Genomic DNA, 14,581 nt, shown 5'->3' with positions numbered 1-14,581 from the left:
TTGGCGTTCAGTTCGGCGTAGCTCAAGCACTGATCTTCGGACGTCAATGCAATGGCATCGGGAGTTTGTTCGGCCTGGGCTTCGAACAAGCCATACAAGGTTAAAACAGCAATGCTTTCGGTCGCGGTAGCGTTCCATTTAGCCAATTGCGTCTGTTCGGGCACGGTTAAAAACGGCAATTGAGCTAACGGCTTATCCGGATTGGCCAAAATTCCGTGTAGCAAACATTGAAAATGTCCCAACAAATGCAATATGGTTTCGCGCATCATGACATCGGTGCGATAACGGAATGTTACCGACAACCCACCGTCAGTCTCTGCGGCCAGCATAGCCAAGTCGAATTCCTCCGCAGTTTCAGGCAAACGACAAGTCCTAGCCTCGAACCCTGCCCACCTCAGTTTTATATCGGGGTGTCCAATGGCTAGCGCTCCGGCAATGGGATCGGCATTGTCCTGTAATACGAAAAATGTACGATAAAGCTCGATGGCTCCTTTAGCTTGTTCAGCGCGTAATTTATCGATCAGCAAGGCATGCGGATAACATTGATGCTCCAATGCACCTAGAACAGCGGCATCGACCTTGGCCAGATAATCGCAAAACCGCAAATTGCCGCTAGGCCTACTCCGTAAAGCCACGGGATTGACGAAATAGCCCACCAACTCGGCAAACTGACGCATGGGCCGACCTAGCGTCGGAGAACCGACAATCAGATCCTGCTGGCCGCTATATCGGTACAACAAAGTCTTGAATACGGCCAGCAGCAAGGTATACAGCGTGGTATTGTGCTCTGCCGCCGAATGTTTCAATCGGGCCAATACATCCGCCGCAATCGTTAGACCTTCCATATCGGCGGCCATCGATTGGGCGCCACCATCGGAACAAGCACCCGGCAACTCCAATCGAGGCAATTCACCTTTCAATTGCCGCAACCAAAACTGCAAATCTCGATTCGCCGCTTCGCTGTGCAAATAACTTTGTTGCCGCCGAACGTACTCGGAATAGCTTGTTGCTAACGTCGGCAAATGGCTAACGACACCATTGAGGTATCCGAGGTAGAGCGTCTGCAATTCCGATAGCATTACCACTAAGGAGCGAAAATCGACGATCAGATGATGAGCGCAAAACGCCAACAGATGGTCTTCGTCGCCGCAACTGAATACCGCGGCTCTCAGCAACGGCCCGTGTTCTAAATCGAACGGCTGCCGGACAAAGGCTTGCAAATTCTCCTGCCGTTGCTCATCGCCACTACAGACTATCCTCGCCAGCCGGGGCGTAGCGTTATCGAGCGGCAAACACACCGGACGATTTTCGGTATTCAAGCCGAATCCGCTACGCAGTTGCGCATGCCTCCGGCATAATTCCACCAGCGCTTGGCGCAAGGCTTCGCCGTCCAAGTCGCCGTGAATTTTTAACGCCACCGGCATGTGGTACAGCGCTTCGCCGCTTTGCATCTTAGCCTGCGTCCACAAGGCCTGTTGGTTATAGGACATCGCAGTTTCGGCATTCGCACCGTTAACGGCTAATGGCGGCTTGGCATCTGCCTTTCCGATCAATCCCAGCGCCGTTACCGCACCATCGTGCAAGGTGGCGGCGCCGAGCAAATGGCTAATCGGCAAATCTATCCCCAACAGCTCGTCTATGAAGTATTTCAGTTCCACCGCTTTCAGCGAGTCCAAACCCAAGCCGGTCAAACTATGGTTACGATCGATGCTATCGGCCGCCACCCCGGATAACTCGGCAACCTTGCCGGCCAAGTGTTGCGCCAACAGATCGGTGGCATGGGTTTTGTCCATCGCCAACAGAGCATGCCGCAATAGATTGTGGGCGCCGGCGGCTTTATTGATCTGGTTTGCGGCTTGTTGCCTTGGTGGCCGTTGTTGTTCGGCATCGCTAGCCACCGCCTCGAAACCTTGTTGCAAATACACCTCGCGGCAGGCGCTACGCCGGAGTTTTCCGCTGCTGGTTTTTAAAATAGCGCCGGGCTTTAGAAACAAAATCTGGTCGGCCTGGATACCGCATTCTTCGGTCAACCGGGCACGAATAGACGAGAACTCGCTTCGATAATCACCTTGTCTGACCCGATTGCGCTTTAATTCGGCTAACACAATCAACTTTTCGCCATCGCCTTCATCAACCGAAAATGTTACTGTTGAGGCAGGGTTCAAAGCATCGGTTGCTGCTTCGACAGCATACTCAAGATCGTGCGGATAATAATTGCGACCGCGAATAATGATTAGGTCTTTTAGGCGCCCGGAAACGAACAATTCTCCATTGTCTATAAATCCCAAATCACCCGTGCGTAGCCAGGATTGGCCTTTGAAATCTTTGACAAATGCTTTACCGCTCATCTCGGGGTTTTGCCAATAGCCCTGGGCGACGCAGGGACCGCTCAGCCAGATTTCTCCGATTTGATCATTCGCGCAGCAGGTGCCGGCATCAGGATCGACAATACGCAAGTCTTGTCCATCATGAATATCGATGGTGCCGCATCCTACAAGGCTTCTGGCATTCAATTGATTCTCGTCAATCAAATCGACTAAACCTTGCTCTAAGGCGGTTTTATTAAACGCCGCAATCCTTGGGAGGGATTGTTTAGCGATTCCAGTCGCCAGTAATGTTGCTTCGGCCAGGCCATAACAGGGATAAAATGAACGCCGTTGGAATCCACATGCCTTAAATGCGTCGCTAAATCGTTGCAAGGTCAGCGGATTGATAGGTTCGGCGCCATTGAATGCCAGTTGCCAACTGCTGAGATCAATTCCCATCAACTCATCGCGACTGATTTTTTGGACGCACAAATCGTAAGCAAAGTTAGGACCGCCACTGGTATGCGCACGGTTATCGCTAATGGCTTGCAACCAGCGTAGCGGTTTTTCCAAAAAGGCCATCGGCGCCATCAAAATTGCACTTGCGCCACAATACAACGGCTGCATGACATTACCGATCAAGCCCATGTCGTGATAAAGCGGCAGCCAACCGACCACAGTCGACCGTTCGTCGTGACCAAATCGGCGTTTGATCAACTCTTGATTAGCCATCAAGTTACCGTGGCTAATCATCACCCCCTTTGCGTCGCCGGTAGAGCCGGAAGTGTATTGCAAAAACGCCAAGTCCTTGGCTTGCAATCTAGGGGGCGTCCATGAGTTGGCATCATTAGGGTATTCAACGACATCGGTTTTCAGCCAAGTTCGCTCTAACAAATCACCCGTGGTGCCGGGAAAATTACGAATGTTGTTGGCAACTTGCTGGGTGGTAAGAATTATTTTGGCTGTGCTGTCGTCAAGAATGGCCTGCAACCTGGGCATATGCCGATTATTGCTGGGCGGATAGGCGGGAACAGCAATCACTCGTGCATACAGACAAGCAAAAAAAGCTACGATGTAATCCAGACCCGGTGGATAGAGTAATAAGGCGCGTTCACCTTGCATGCCCATCTGCTGCAACGATGCTGCTAATTGCCGGGTTTTTATATTAAGTTCGTCGTAGGTCAACGAATGCTGACCTGATGCCCCATGCTCCAAAAATGTATACGCAATGCGGTGGGGGTGACAGGCTGCGCGTCGCTGCAACACATCCGTCAGCGATATTGCGCCTTCAAGCACTAGCGCATCATCGCTGGAACTATCTAAATCATGTCGTTCGCTTAACACATATCCCTCCATTCTCTCCAACCCTTTGCGGTGTGCGTTTCGTCTTTAAATTGCCATCTATAATTTTCAAGTGCAGGTAACTCATATATCTGCTTACTGCTTTTGCTAATGCCAGATAGAGTCTGAATGTTTTGCCGATAGCGTTTTGAGCCTAATAACAAAGCAAACCCAAACGACCAAGACCCCTTATGTATAAAGAAGACGACTAACGGAAATAATTGCCCCACCAAAATGTTGGCCCAGCAACAGGCCAAAAACACCTTTGAAGTCAATTGGTATTCGGCCAAGTGCTGCAGCTGAGCGCAAATTCGTCGTCAGCTGCAAAAGATCTATTCAAATATCCATTCACAATAATGACCATCCCAACCGGAGGTCATTATGGAACCCGTTGCCATTCCCCAATCGATAGACGATCCGATCCACATTTTGTTGTGGAGTGCAGACGAGATCGTACCCTTCATGGTCAGCATGCTCACCGGCATGTTGATCGATCAGTTCATTCCCGGCTTGGCGCTCGGGTTCATTGCGGTCAAGTTCTACCGACGCTTTCGAGACAACCGGCCTGATGGCTACACATTGCATGCCCTGTATTGGCTTGGTTTGCTGCCCAGTCGCGCGCAGACCATCCCCAATCCCTACATCCGCAGGTTTCTACCATGAGATGGTCGGATTTTCTGCAAACCTGGGATGGACACGAGACCGAGAACCGGTTTAGCCGCGTCGTCGTCATCGGCCTGCTGGTCATTTGCGTGATCACCTCGCTGGCCGCCTGGCGTACTGAACGTAGCATTATCCTGGTGCCCCCTACCCTCACCCAGGAAGTCGAGGTCACCCGCAGCCAGGCCTCTAGTGAGTTCAAAGAGTCCTGGGGCTTGTTCTTGGCAGAACTTCTTGGCAACACCACCCCGGCCAACGCCGACTTTCTGAAAACCGCGGTCGAACCGCTTNGATGCCATGAGCGATCAAATCAAGGCCATCAAAATGGACCGGGTCGCGATCAGTTTCACCCCGCGTCATGTCGACTACGAAGCCGAGACTAACAAAGTCTTCGTCAGTGGCGAACTCAAAAGCCAAGGTCCCAGTTCCAAACCCGACGTCAAACCCCGCACCTACGAATTCATCATCGCCATCAAAAACTATCGGCCCCGGCTGGAATACATCGACGTGTATCCGGATTCCCCTAGAACCCTGGCCCGTTTGAAGATCACCCATGCTCAACCTCAAGAGGCTAAACCATGAAACTCGTGTTGCATCCCTGGTTGTTACTCACTATTGCCGGTTCGGCATGGGCCACCGATGATTTACCCGTGACGGTGTTGCCACCGGTCACCACCGTGGCCGAAAAGTCACCCGCATCGCCATCACAGCCGGTTGCCTCATCGCAGCCCGATTTTGGCATAGATTTACCACCGGTCGATGCCAGTGTATTGAAAGCGGCTAAACAGCAAGCGGCAGCGTTAAACGTAACATCAGCCACTTCCATCGGTCCACAACACATTGCCGTTAAACCCGGCATCAACGAACTGATGCCGATTGCCGTCGGCCACTTGAATCGCCTGGTCACGCCGTTCGAACATCCGGTAGTCACGACCACCAGCCAGGCCACCACCAGTACCAAAGGCAAAATCGTTTACGTCGCCACCTCGGATGAAACACCGGTCACCTTATACATCACCCCCGGCGACAACCAGGATATTGCGCTTTCGCTCACCCTGATCCCCAAACGCATTCCGGCACGGGAAATCCACCTCGATCTGGATAAGGATAGTTACCAGCTGTTGAATCAATGGCAGCGCGCGGACACCGCAAATCGAACCTCGAGCCAACATGAACAAGCCTACATCAGCCAACTGAAAACCTTGTTTCGGGATTTGGGTTTGCAAAAGACCCCAGCCGGTTATTCGCTACGCGAACCCAAGCCCCAGGAGCAAATTCGCTGCCTGCAAGACCGCGTGCAGATTAAAACCGGCCAAGTCCTTGAAGGCCAGGATCAGCTGATTCTGGTGGGGCTTGCCAAGAACACCGGCGGCGACATGATTGAATTCGACGAACGTAGTTGTGCAACAACGCAGCAGGACGTACTGGCAATTTCAGTCTGGCCCAACGTGGTTTTGAAACCGCAGGAAGCCACCGAACTGTATGTCGTGGTCCGACAATCGCCAGAGGCGTCAGTCACTTTGCGTCCTTCATTGTTGAACGGAGGGCAACGGTAATGGCGGTCGTTGATACCTGGTGGACACGCTTGAGTCCGGCAGCCAAACGCAATCTGGCCGTCGGCAGCATCGGTACCGTGGTGTTAGCCGTCATCATCGCGCTGGCCACCGTAACCCCGGAAGTCAGCAAACCGCTGAGCAAACAGGCCACCATCCAACACATCTTGACCGATAGCGATCCACGCTCGTTGGGCATCGACGGCATTTCCGCGCAGTTGCGCGATCTGTTGCAGAAGAACGACGAACAAGCCCGCCGATTGGCTGCCATCGAAGAACAACAAAGGCGCGAGCAGCAATCCGACGAAATCCGTTTCAAACAATGGACTACAGCGGAGCGCGAAGCCTATGAAGCCAAACTGCAAGCGGTGACCGGCGAAGTCGAGACGTTGAAGAGCAAAGCGGCTACGCCAGCAGTTATTGACAACTCAGGCGGCGCCCATCAATCCACCGTGGAGCCAACGGCTCCGGGAAGACCGTCAAACCGCCACCCAAGCAACGCGCCATTCCACAACGGCCAAGACGATCTCAACCGCGTCTTCGAGCAAGCGGCTATTCCAGGACCGACATCCGGCAATGCTGGGGTCTCTGGAGGACGTGCCAACAGCCAGGCGCCGGTGGCAATGCAGATTCGCGTCATCCAAGAAGGCGCTGAGTACTCCAACGGTAAAGATAAAGACGCCGCGCAGACCACAGCTCACGGACAGTCTCAGCCAGGCCACGCAAACAGCGACGTCTTCATCCCGGCCGGCAGCATTTTAACCGGCGTATTGCTGAATGGTCTGGATGCCCCGACTGGCCGTAAAGCCAAGAAAGAACCGATGCCGGTACTGTTCCGGATCAAGAAGGAAGCCATTTTGCCCAATCGCTTTCATGCCGATGTGCGCGAGTGTTTTCTGCTGGCTGCCGGCTTTGGCGACTTGAGTGCCGAGCGCGCCTACTTTCGCGGTGAGACCTTTTCCTGTGTCCGCCAGGATGGCGGCGTGATCGAAGTACCGATGAATGCCTATGCCACCGGCGAAGACGGCAAAAACGGGGTGCGCGGTCGCGTCGTTTCCAAACAAGGTGCGCTGCTTGCCCAATCAATGATGGCTGGCTTTTTACGCGGCTTTTCCGATGCCTTCGGCCGTAACCAGATTCCTGTGTTGATGACAGGCGGCATCGGCGCGCTATCCGGAACCACACCGTTCCAAAGCGCCTTTTCCTCGCAGTCGATGGAGGGCGGTGCCTTGAAAGGCGCGGGCTACGCGATGGAACGCCTGTCGCATTTTTACATGGACATGGCCGAAGAGATTTACCCGGTCATCGAAGTCGATGCCACCCGCCAAGTCAACTTCATCGTGCAAAAAGGCACGGCACTGAAGTTGAAGTCACCGAGCTGATTCCTTAATCCCAACCCAAAGGTCGTTATGACGCTACGCCACATACCTTTATTACTTGCCGCGCTATTGGGTGCCTCCATGGCCCTGGCTGCCACTCCGCCAAAACCGCCGGTGTCGGACATTGCCGCCGGCCTTTTATCGATCAAGATCGACGGCATGCAGGACTTGCCGATCTCGGGCCTGAAGATGGTCAAATCCGGCGAGCAAACCGTGTTTATTTCCAGTAACGGCCGCTTTGCCTTTTACGGCGGCAAATTGATGGACATCTGGACTCAACATGAAATCAAGGAACTGGCCGATATTGACAAAGTCGCCAACCGTATCGACCTGTCGCGGATGAAACTCAAGCCCGATGATCTGGGCGCGGTGACGGTCGGCCACGGCAAAGCCCAAGTGTTGGTGTTCATCGATCCGCGCTGCCCGTACTGCGGCAAAGTCATGAAAGACCTGCAAGCCTTGCAAGACCAGTACACCTTCAAACTGGTGATGGTCCCCATCCTCGGCCCCGAATCGCAAAACATCGTCGTGCAACTGGCGTGTGAATTAGGCGCAAGCGATACCAAAGCCAAAGACGCGGTGCGCGACCGACTGTTGAAACAGGATTTCGCCGGCTTGCCGACCGATCCGCCCGTTCAGTGCAACAAAGAGCCACTGCAAAAAGCCATCGTCACTGCCAAGTTATTCGATTTGAAGGGTGTGCCGTTTCTGATTGCGCCTGACGGACGCACCCACAGTGGCGCGCCGGAATCGTTAGCCGATTGGTTAGCGGACAAACCGAAACCGTCACCCAGTCTGGCAACGACACCTGATACGCAAAGCAAAAACGCCACGGAGAAAAAACAATGAAAGTTATTTACTCCCTTTTCCGTTACGGCATCAATGTCTTGCTGATTACTATCGCCACCGGTTGCGCCACCACTGACTACGGCTGCAAAGGTATGCCGGACGAACCCAGCTGTCTGTCGACGACACAGGCTTATCAAGTCACCAATACGGCGATAACGGAAGCACCTGCGGAAAATAACCCCAGTTCGGAGACAACCTCAACACCGGCACTCGCACTACCGTTACAACAACCCGTACCCAAGATCGAAGATCCTACGCCGATACGTACGCCTTCCCAGGTCATGCGCATCTGGATCGCGCCTTGGGAAGATGCCGATGGCGATTTGATGGTGTCCAACTACGTCTACACCGAACTGGAACCCAGGCGTTGGATGATCGGCAAAGCTGTTCCAACCGTCGGTTCGTCGTTGATTCCCTTGCAAGTCGAACAACGTCCGCCCGAGAAACGGCCGACCGTTGACGGCAGTGATGAAGACGCCCCGTCATCCCGAATCGGCAAGCCATTGCCTTGATGGGTCACAACCCATTTAACCGCAGGCCCCCCCCTGCGAGACTGAGCGGGCAACCGCTTAAAACCTGCCGGACTAACCCTCCGAGATTCGACGGGCAACCGTCTTTTAACCTGAATGAGGATATTTTTGATGAAAACTTCGTATCGAAGCGGGGTCTTGATGGCCCTGGCATCGTTATTTTTTATGCTGATGGCCAATGACGCCATGGCCGGTACCGGCGGTACCGAGTTCAACACCGTCTGGACCTTGCTCACTGGCTGGGTGGAAGGCTTGCTCGGCCGCATTATCGCTATCGTGTTCGTCATCGTCGGCCTGGTCGCCGGCGTCGTGCGCGGCAGCATCATGGGCTTTGTATTAGGCATTGCCAGCGGCGTCGGCCTGTTTGCGGCGCCGACCATTATCACCAACATCGTCACCGCCACTCTTTAGGCCACACCACGATGACCGGTTCAACGATTGATACCGAGATTGCGGCGGGCAACCGCCGCCCTGGTGCATTGGCGAAGGATAAGCGGACCGTCAAGGTCCAGGATGCCATTGGCCAGCCCATCAACCCCTGCCATCCGGCCAGAGCACGGCAGCTGAAACGCAACCACCGGGTATCACTGGTGTGCCGGCAGCCTTACACAATTCGGCTATATCCGGAATGCCCTGTTGAAGACCTGTTGTTGTTTGAAGAGGAGTTCCTATTATGACCACCGCGCAACGTCCCCGTGCCGATCAGCTCTTCCCGGTACTGGCGTATGAGTATGACCACCATCTGTTTATGATGGCCGATAGCAGCATAGGCTTTGGTTTTCTGTGCCGACCGATGACGGGTGCCGATGCCAGCGTGTCCGCGCGGGTCAATGTATTACTGAATCAGGACTGGCCGACTGACACCTTGTTGCAGGTCAGCCTCTGGACTTCGCCGGACATCGAAGAGTCGCTGGCGATTATGCAGACCCGACGTTTGAAGCAGCAAAAGCCGACTTACAAGACCATGACCCAGGCCAGCGTCGACTTTCTGCGGCGCGGCACCACCAAAGCCCCGGAAGCGATATCAGGCGCACGCCTGCGGCGCAGCCACATTCTGGTCACAGTCAAACTGCCGATGGCTTCCCCTCGGCCGAGTGAAGCTGACATCCGCCGTGCCTGCGAATTGCAAATGGCCACCCAGCAATCGCTGTCCACCATTGGCATGTATCCGGAACTATTGGGCGCCGATCAGTATGTGCGTATTTTGAACACGCTGCTCAACTGGCAGCCCGATGCCGGCTGGAAAGACCGTGTCGTCCCCGAGTGCGATCCCACCCAACTGATTCGTGATCAATTGCTGGATTACGACAATGCCCTGGAACTCGATGAAAAAGGTCTGTGGCTCGGCAGGAAACGCGTCAAGACCTTGTCCGCCAAACGCACCCCTGATCATTTTTACTTCGGCAGCGCCAAGAGCTATCTGGGTGACATTTTGTCCGGTACCCGTGGCATCCGCCAGAATACTTTGCTCAGCCTGACCTTGCATTATCCCGATGCCGAATCCACGCGAACCCGGCAGGAAGGCGTGCGGCAATTCATCACCAACCAGGTTAATACACCGATAGCCCGGTTTTTACCGGTGTTGGTTCAACGCAAACACCATTTCGACGTATTGTTCGATGCTTACCGCGACGGCGACCGGCCGATTAGAGCGTATTTCGGGGTGCTGCTGTTTTGCGACGAAGCTGAAGAAGCGGCGGCGGTGTCCAATGCCAGAGTGTATTTCCGGGAGCTGGGTTTTCAGTTGTTGGAAGACAAGTATTTCTGCCTGCCGTTTTTCCTGAATTGTTTGCCGTTTGGGCCCGAGCGTACGGCGATTGCCGATTTAAAACGTTACCGCACCCTGGCCACGCGGCATGCCATTCCATTATTACCGCTGTTCGGCGATTGGGCCGGCACCGGCACGCCGACCTTAAACTTTGTTTCACGTAATGGCGAGCACATGGCCGTGTCGTTGTTCGATACCACCGGCAATTACAACCTGTGTATCGCCGCCGAATCAGGTAAAGGCAAATCGTTTCTGACCAACGAGATCATCGTCAGCTATCTGACCGAAGGTGCGCAAATCTGGGCCATCGATGTGGGTCGCTCTTACGAAAACCTCTGTGAGGTGCTGGAAGGCGATTTCGTCAAATTCACCCACGGATCGAACATCTGCATGAACCCCTTCGAGATCGTGCAGAACTTCGAGGAAGAAGCGGACATGTTAGCCGGATTAGTGAGCCAGAGGCGGCACCCACCGAGAAACTCACCGATTTCCAGACCGCAGGTCTGAAGCGGATATTGAAACAGCTTTGGACCGATAAAGCTCAGGCCATGTCCGTGGACGACATTGCCAAGCAACTCTGCGCCGAAGCCGATCAGCGTTTGAAGGATGTCGGCGAACAGTTGTTTCCCTTTACCACCCGAGGCGAATACGGTCGCTACTTCAATGGACAAAACAATGCCAAGTTCGCTCGCGACTTTACCGTGCTGGAACTGGAGGAGCTCAAAGGCCGTAAGCATCTACAACAAGTCGTATTGCTGCAGCTGATCTATCAGATCCAGCAGGAAATGTATCTCGGGGAACGCAATCGGCCCAAAATCGTCATCATCGACGAAGCTTGGGATTTGCTCACCGAAGGCGATGTGGCCAAATTCATGGAACACGGCTATCGGCGCTTTCGGAAATACGGCGGTGCTGCAGTGACCATCACTCAATCGGTAAACGATTTGTACCGCAATGCCGCCGGCCGCGCCATCGTCGAGAACTCGGCCAATATGTATTTACTCGGCCAGAAAGCCGAAGTCATCGAAGGCATGAAACAAGATCGGCGTCTGCCACTATCGGATGGCGGCTATGAACTGCTCAAAACCGTGCATACCTTGCCCGGTGCCTATTCCGAAATTTTCTTCATCACCGAAATGGGCTCAGGCATTGGCCGGCTGATCGTCGATCCGTACAAACGCATCCTGTTTTCCACCAAACCCGAAGACGTCAACGCCTTGAAACAACTGCGCCGACAAGGTTTGAGTCTGAGTGATGCCATTCAACAACTTATCGACAACCGCAGCAGCAAACCCAGGGAGACTACCTATGGATCCTAAATCGCAATGGCTCAGTACCGTTTTCATCGCAACCTGTCTGGGCGGCGTCAGCGGTTGGCTGGCGGCACAACAACAATTACAACAGCCCATCGCTCGATTAAATATGGTCACGCCGGTATTCGTGCTCGATCGCGCCAAATTAATTCAATCGATACCACCCAACGCCAACCAGGAACAAATGGCCAAAATCGTCGATGACTGGCAGGGGCAGGCCAAGAAACTCAGTGATGCGGGTTATCTGGTGATCGATTCTACTGCGGTGGTGGCTGCTCCGGAGGATATTTATGTTCGACAAGCCGGACGCTAACGGTATGAGGAAGCCTCGGCTTCATTCGTCATCGTCACCCCGTGCCAATCACCAACGATTAGGCCAGTTTCTACTCAAGGCAATACCGATTTTGTTATTGGTATTGGCCGTAGAACGCTATATCGGCCAACGCTTTCTCATCGGCGGCGACGATCAGGTCGATCGCTGCCTGCCGGATAAATGGATTTATCTGATCGACACTCACAACAAAGACATCTGGCGCGGCGATTTGATCGCGTTCCGCGCCGAGCGCATGGCGCCCTTTTTCAAGGACGGCCAGATTATCGTCAAAATCGCCGCCGGGGTAACCGGCGACACCATTCACGTCGATCCGCAGCACACCACTATCAACGGTGAACGAATCATCGACGGACTGCCTTTGACGGAGAAACTGAACAAAGCCCCCTCCTCTTTCAAACGCCATGAAACGATTCCACCGGCCGCCTATTGGGTAACCGGGCAAACCGACAAAAGCTTCGATTCGCGCTACTGGGGCTATGTCTACGATTACCAAGTGATTGGACGGGCCTATGCGTTGTTTTGATCGGTCTCATCGTCCTTGGCGGCAATCGGCGGTCTGTTTGCTTTGCTGGTTCGTTGTGCAAGCGGTTCAGGCAGAAGAAGCTTGGCTGCAACGTTCTCAAGCCATTTTGCAGGCATTGGAAGGCCAGACTCGGCCCGATTGGTTGAATGGCCAATCTGAACAGTTGGACGTGAAACGCCAGGCGCAACAAGTGTTGGAAGCCTCCCAGGCGATTCGAGCAGAAGCGCTATCGACACGATCGACAACATTGGCAAGCGACCAGCCGACAACCTCTTCGAACAAGCCACTGACGCTGTTGTTTGTTTCCTTCTCGCTGGGTGAATCCGCGCTGAAAAGCATCTTCGAAGAAGCGTCCGGTCGAGATGATGTTTTACTGGTATTTCGCGGCCCCAAGCCGGGGCAAAAGCTACCGGCATTGATGACCGACCTCAAACGCTTGCTGAAAGGCATGAATCCCGTGCCGAACATTGTCATCGATCCCACCCGTTTTCAGCGCTGGTCGGTTTCATCTGTGCCGGACATTGTCGTTGAACAAGGAGGGAAAGCCCTTTTACACGTTCGAGGTGTCAGCAGTCTATCCTGGCTGGACGAGCAGATCAAAGCCGGCAAACAAGGTGATCTGGGAACTATGGGCGATGTCGGCGAGATTACCGAAATTGATTTGCTCGAAGAACTCAAAGGCCGGATGGCCGCCATCGACTGGAAACAAAAGCAGCAACAAGCCATCGCTCGGTTTTGGGAACAACAAAAATTTGAAAACTTACCCGCAGCTCAGGCGGACCGTGACCGCATCATTGATTTGACCATTACCGCCCCGCGAGATCTGACAGCGCCCAATGGACAGCTAATCATCCGAACCGGACAAACCGTCAATCCGTTGGACAAAATGCCGTTTGGCTTATGCCTGAAGGTGTTCGATGCCACAGTGCCGGCTCAAGTCGAACTGATTCGGCATCAGTCCTGCCAGGATAAAAAGGCTCGTGTGATGTATCTGGCGACGCAACTGCCGCGCGAGGATGGATGGGGCAATCTGAAAAACCTGGAAACCACATTGAAATCCCCCGTGTATTTATTGACGCCGGATGTGCGTAGCCGTTTTCATTTACAGCATGTGCCTTCCATCGTCGAGCAATCCGACCACCAGATAGTAATTCGCGAACGCAAGTTGCCTGTCTCATCAGGAGAGCGGTCATGAAGCGATCCGTTGTCCATTGGGTCTTGGGCGGTTTGATAACGCTGGCAACTCCACTATATGCCGAAACCACCACCAATAGCATTGACCCATTGTGCTCGGACGCCGAACTGTGGTCCGGCAAACTGATCACTGATATTTGCTGGAGCTGTCTGTTTCCGATTCGAGCGGCTGGAGCATCGCTGGGCGGTGGTAACCTACCCAGTATCGCTACCGATGAGAAGTTTTGCTTCTGCACCGATCCGATGGGTATTCCCGAGCTGGGTATGACCATGGGCCTATGGAACCCGGCGCGTCTGATCGAGATCGTTCGTAATCCTTGGTGCTCGCCGGCGCTCGGAGGCCATAAGTTCAGTGCCTCGAATGTACGTCTGATCGCCACCACCGGCAAAGCCGACTTCGATGCCAGTGAGATGTCGTTTTTCAATTACCACTACTTCGCCTTTCCGCTGACCATTATGCTGGATTTGTTCTGGGACGGCCGTTGCAACAGTGATGGCTATCGGGACTTTGATTTGCTGTATGTCTCGGAACTCGATCCTACCTGGAACAACGACTTGCTGGCGTTTTTTACCAGTCCGGAAACGGCACTGTTCGCTAATCCGGTGGCCATTTCCGCCTGTGTTGCCGATGCCGCAGCGGCAGCCACCGGCAATCCTTTGGATGCCTTGTTCTGGTGTGCCGGCGCTTGGGGCCATATGTATCCCTTATCCGGCATTTCGCCGACCAGCTACGGCACCGATCCCAGGATTACCAGTTTGTTGGCCACGCGCGCCACGGCCTCCTTGCATCGCCGTGGGCTGGCCTGGAAAACCTCGGGCAATGATGCTTTA

14 protein-coding genes and 1 pseudogene are annotated in these 14,581 nt (G+C 53.9%); 14 read left to right on the top strand and 1 reads right to left on the bottom strand.

Translation table 11 applies throughout. The features are described 5' to 3' along the window. Positions 1–3,650: condensation domain-containing protein (locus CWO84_RS14580; RefSeq protein ID WP_101053434.1), on the bottom strand; the 3,650-nt coding region annotated here is incomplete at its 3' end. Positions 3,651–4,028: 378 nt separating this feature from the next. On the opposite strand from CWO84_RS14580, the gene traL reads away from it, so the two are divergent. From traL to CWO84_RS14515, 14 genes and pseudogenes are all read left to right on the top strand, one after another. Further along, complete coding sequence (gene traL / locus CWO84_RS14575) at positions 4,029–4,310, top strand: type IV conjugative transfer system protein TraL (RefSeq protein ID WP_064028648.1); 282 nt, start codon at positions 4,029–4,031, stop codon at positions 4,308–4,310. Then, positions 4,307–4,690, top strand: coding sequence for a TraE/TraK family type IV conjugative transfer system protein (locus tag CWO84_RS14570; RefSeq protein WP_276308160.1), 384 nt, complete (start codon positions 4,307–4,309; stop codon positions 4,688–4,690). The genes traL and CWO84_RS14570 overlap by 4 nt, the downstream gene beginning before the upstream one ends. Then, positions 4,605–4,889 (top strand): TraE/TraK family type IV conjugative transfer system protein, encoded by a 285-nt coding sequence (locus CWO84_RS25180; protein ID WP_276308159.1) that lies wholly within the window; start codon positions 4,605–4,607, stop codon positions 4,887–4,889. Before CWO84_RS14570 ends, CWO84_RS25180 begins: the two co-directional genes overlap by 86 nt. Next, positions 4,886–5,863: a type-F conjugative transfer system secretin TraK gene (locus CWO84_RS14565; protein WP_101053431.1), complete on the top strand. Its 978-nt coding sequence runs from the start codon at positions 4,886–4,888 to the stop codon at positions 5,861–5,863. The genes CWO84_RS25180 and CWO84_RS14565 overlap by 4 nt, the downstream gene beginning before the upstream one ends. Beyond that, positions 5,863–7,242, top strand: coding sequence for a TraB/VirB10 family protein (locus tag CWO84_RS14560; RefSeq protein ID WP_101053429.1), 1,380 nt, complete (start codon positions 5,863–5,865; stop codon positions 7,240–7,242). The genes CWO84_RS14565 and CWO84_RS14560 overlap by 1 nt, the downstream gene beginning before the upstream one ends. A gap of 27 nt (positions 7,243–7,269) precedes the next feature. Then, positions 7,270–8,088 (top strand): DsbC family protein, encoded by an 819-nt coding sequence (locus CWO84_RS14555; RefSeq protein ID WP_101053427.1) that lies wholly within the window; start codon positions 7,270–7,272, stop codon positions 8,086–8,088. Continuing rightward, a complete protein-coding gene (locus tag CWO84_RS14550; RefSeq protein ID WP_165786334.1) occupies positions 8,085–8,600 on the top strand; it encodes a TraV family lipoprotein in 516 nt (171 codons plus the stop codon). Before CWO84_RS14555 ends, CWO84_RS14550 begins: the two co-directional genes overlap by 4 nt. Positions 8,601–8,729: 129 nt before the next feature. Then, a complete protein-coding gene (gene traA, locus CWO84_RS14545) occupies positions 8,730–9,029 on the top strand; it encodes a TraA family conjugative transfer protein (protein ID WP_101053425.1) in 300 nt (99 codons plus the stop codon). A gap of 11 nt (positions 9,030–9,040) precedes the next feature. After that, positions 9,041–9,295 carry an RRXRR domain-containing protein gene (locus tag CWO84_RS14540; RefSeq protein WP_101053423.1) on the top strand — a complete coding sequence of 85 codons (255 nt, stop codon included), beginning with the start codon at positions 9,041–9,043 and terminating at the stop codon, positions 9,293–9,295. Next, positions 9,292–11,705, top strand: a pseudogene (traC, locus tag CWO84_RS14535) (type IV secretion system protein TraC). The gene CWO84_RS14540 and the pseudogene traC overlap by 4 nt, the downstream one beginning before the upstream one ends. Next, positions 11,695–12,012 (top strand): hypothetical protein, encoded by a 318-nt coding sequence (locus CWO84_RS14530; protein ID WP_101053421.1) that lies wholly within the window; start codon positions 11,695–11,697, stop codon positions 12,010–12,012. Before traC ends, CWO84_RS14530 begins: the two are co-directional and overlap by 11 nt. Next, positions 11,990–12,556, top strand: coding sequence for a signal peptidase I (lepB, locus tag CWO84_RS14525; protein ID WP_101053419.1), 567 nt, complete (start codon positions 11,990–11,992; stop codon positions 12,554–12,556). The genes CWO84_RS14530 and lepB overlap by 23 nt, the downstream gene beginning before the upstream one ends. Next, positions 12,543–13,751 carry a TrbC family F-type conjugative pilus assembly protein gene (locus CWO84_RS14520; RefSeq protein WP_165786333.1) on the top strand — a complete coding sequence of 403 codons (1,209 nt, stop codon included), beginning with the start codon at positions 12,543–12,545 and terminating at the stop codon, positions 13,749–13,751. The genes lepB and CWO84_RS14520 overlap by 14 nt, the downstream gene beginning before the upstream one ends. Further along, a partial coding sequence (locus CWO84_RS14515; protein WP_101053415.1) for a TraU family protein occupies positions 13,748–14,581 on the top strand: 834 nt, incomplete at its 3' end. The genes CWO84_RS14520 and CWO84_RS14515, both read left to right, overlap by 4 nt.

The sequence above is a fragment of the Methylomonas sp. Kb3 genome, from assembly GCF_002834115.1.
Taxonomy (GTDB): Bacteria; Pseudomonadota; Gammaproteobacteria; order Methylococcales; family Methylomonadaceae; genus Methylomonas; species Methylomonas defluvii.
The sequence above is the reverse complement of the archived record's forward strand: the minus strand, read 5'-3'. Positions and strand labels throughout refer to the sequence as shown.

Bases quoted from the DNA above. Each gene is read 5' to 3' on its own strand.
- CWO84_RS14550 (WP_165786334.1), top strand. From the start codon at position 8,085: ATGAAAGTTATTTACTCCCTTTTCCGTTACGGCATCAATGTCTTGCTG.
- CWO84_RS14530 (WP_101053421.1), top strand. From the start codon at position 11,695: ATGGATCCTAAATCGCAATGGCTCAGTACCGTTTTCATCGCAACCTGT.
- lepB (WP_101053419.1), top strand. From the start codon at position 11,990: ATGTTCGACAAGCCGGACGCTAACGGTATGAGGAAGCCTCGGCTTCAT.
- CWO84_RS14565 (WP_101053431.1), top strand. From the start codon at position 4,886: ATGAAACTCGTGTTGCATCCCTGGTTGTTACTCACTATTGCCGGTTCG.
- CWO84_RS14560 (WP_101053429.1), top strand. From the start codon at position 5,863: ATGGCGGTCGTTGATACCTGGTGGACACGCTTGAGTCCGGCAGCCAAA.
- CWO84_RS14540 (WP_101053423.1), top strand. From the start codon at position 9,041: ATGACCGGTTCAACGATTGATACCGAGATTGCGGCGGGCAACCGCCGC.
- traL (WP_064028648.1), top strand. From the start codon at position 4,029: ATGGAACCCGTTGCCATTCCCCAATCGATAGACGATCCGATCCACATT.
- CWO84_RS14555 (WP_101053427.1), top strand. From the start codon at position 7,270: ATGACGCTACGCCACATACCTTTATTACTTGCCGCGCTATTGGGTGCC.
- traA (WP_101053425.1), top strand. From the start codon at position 8,730: ATGAAAACTTCGTATCGAAGCGGGGTCTTGATGGCCCTGGCATCGTTA.
- CWO84_RS25180 (WP_276308159.1), top strand. From the start codon at position 4,605: ATGAGCGATCAAATCAAGGCCATCAAAATGGACCGGGTCGCGATCAGT.
- CWO84_RS14520 (WP_165786333.1), top strand. From the start codon at position 12,543: ATGCGTTGTTTTGATCGGTCTCATCGTCCTTGGCGGCAATCGGCGGTC.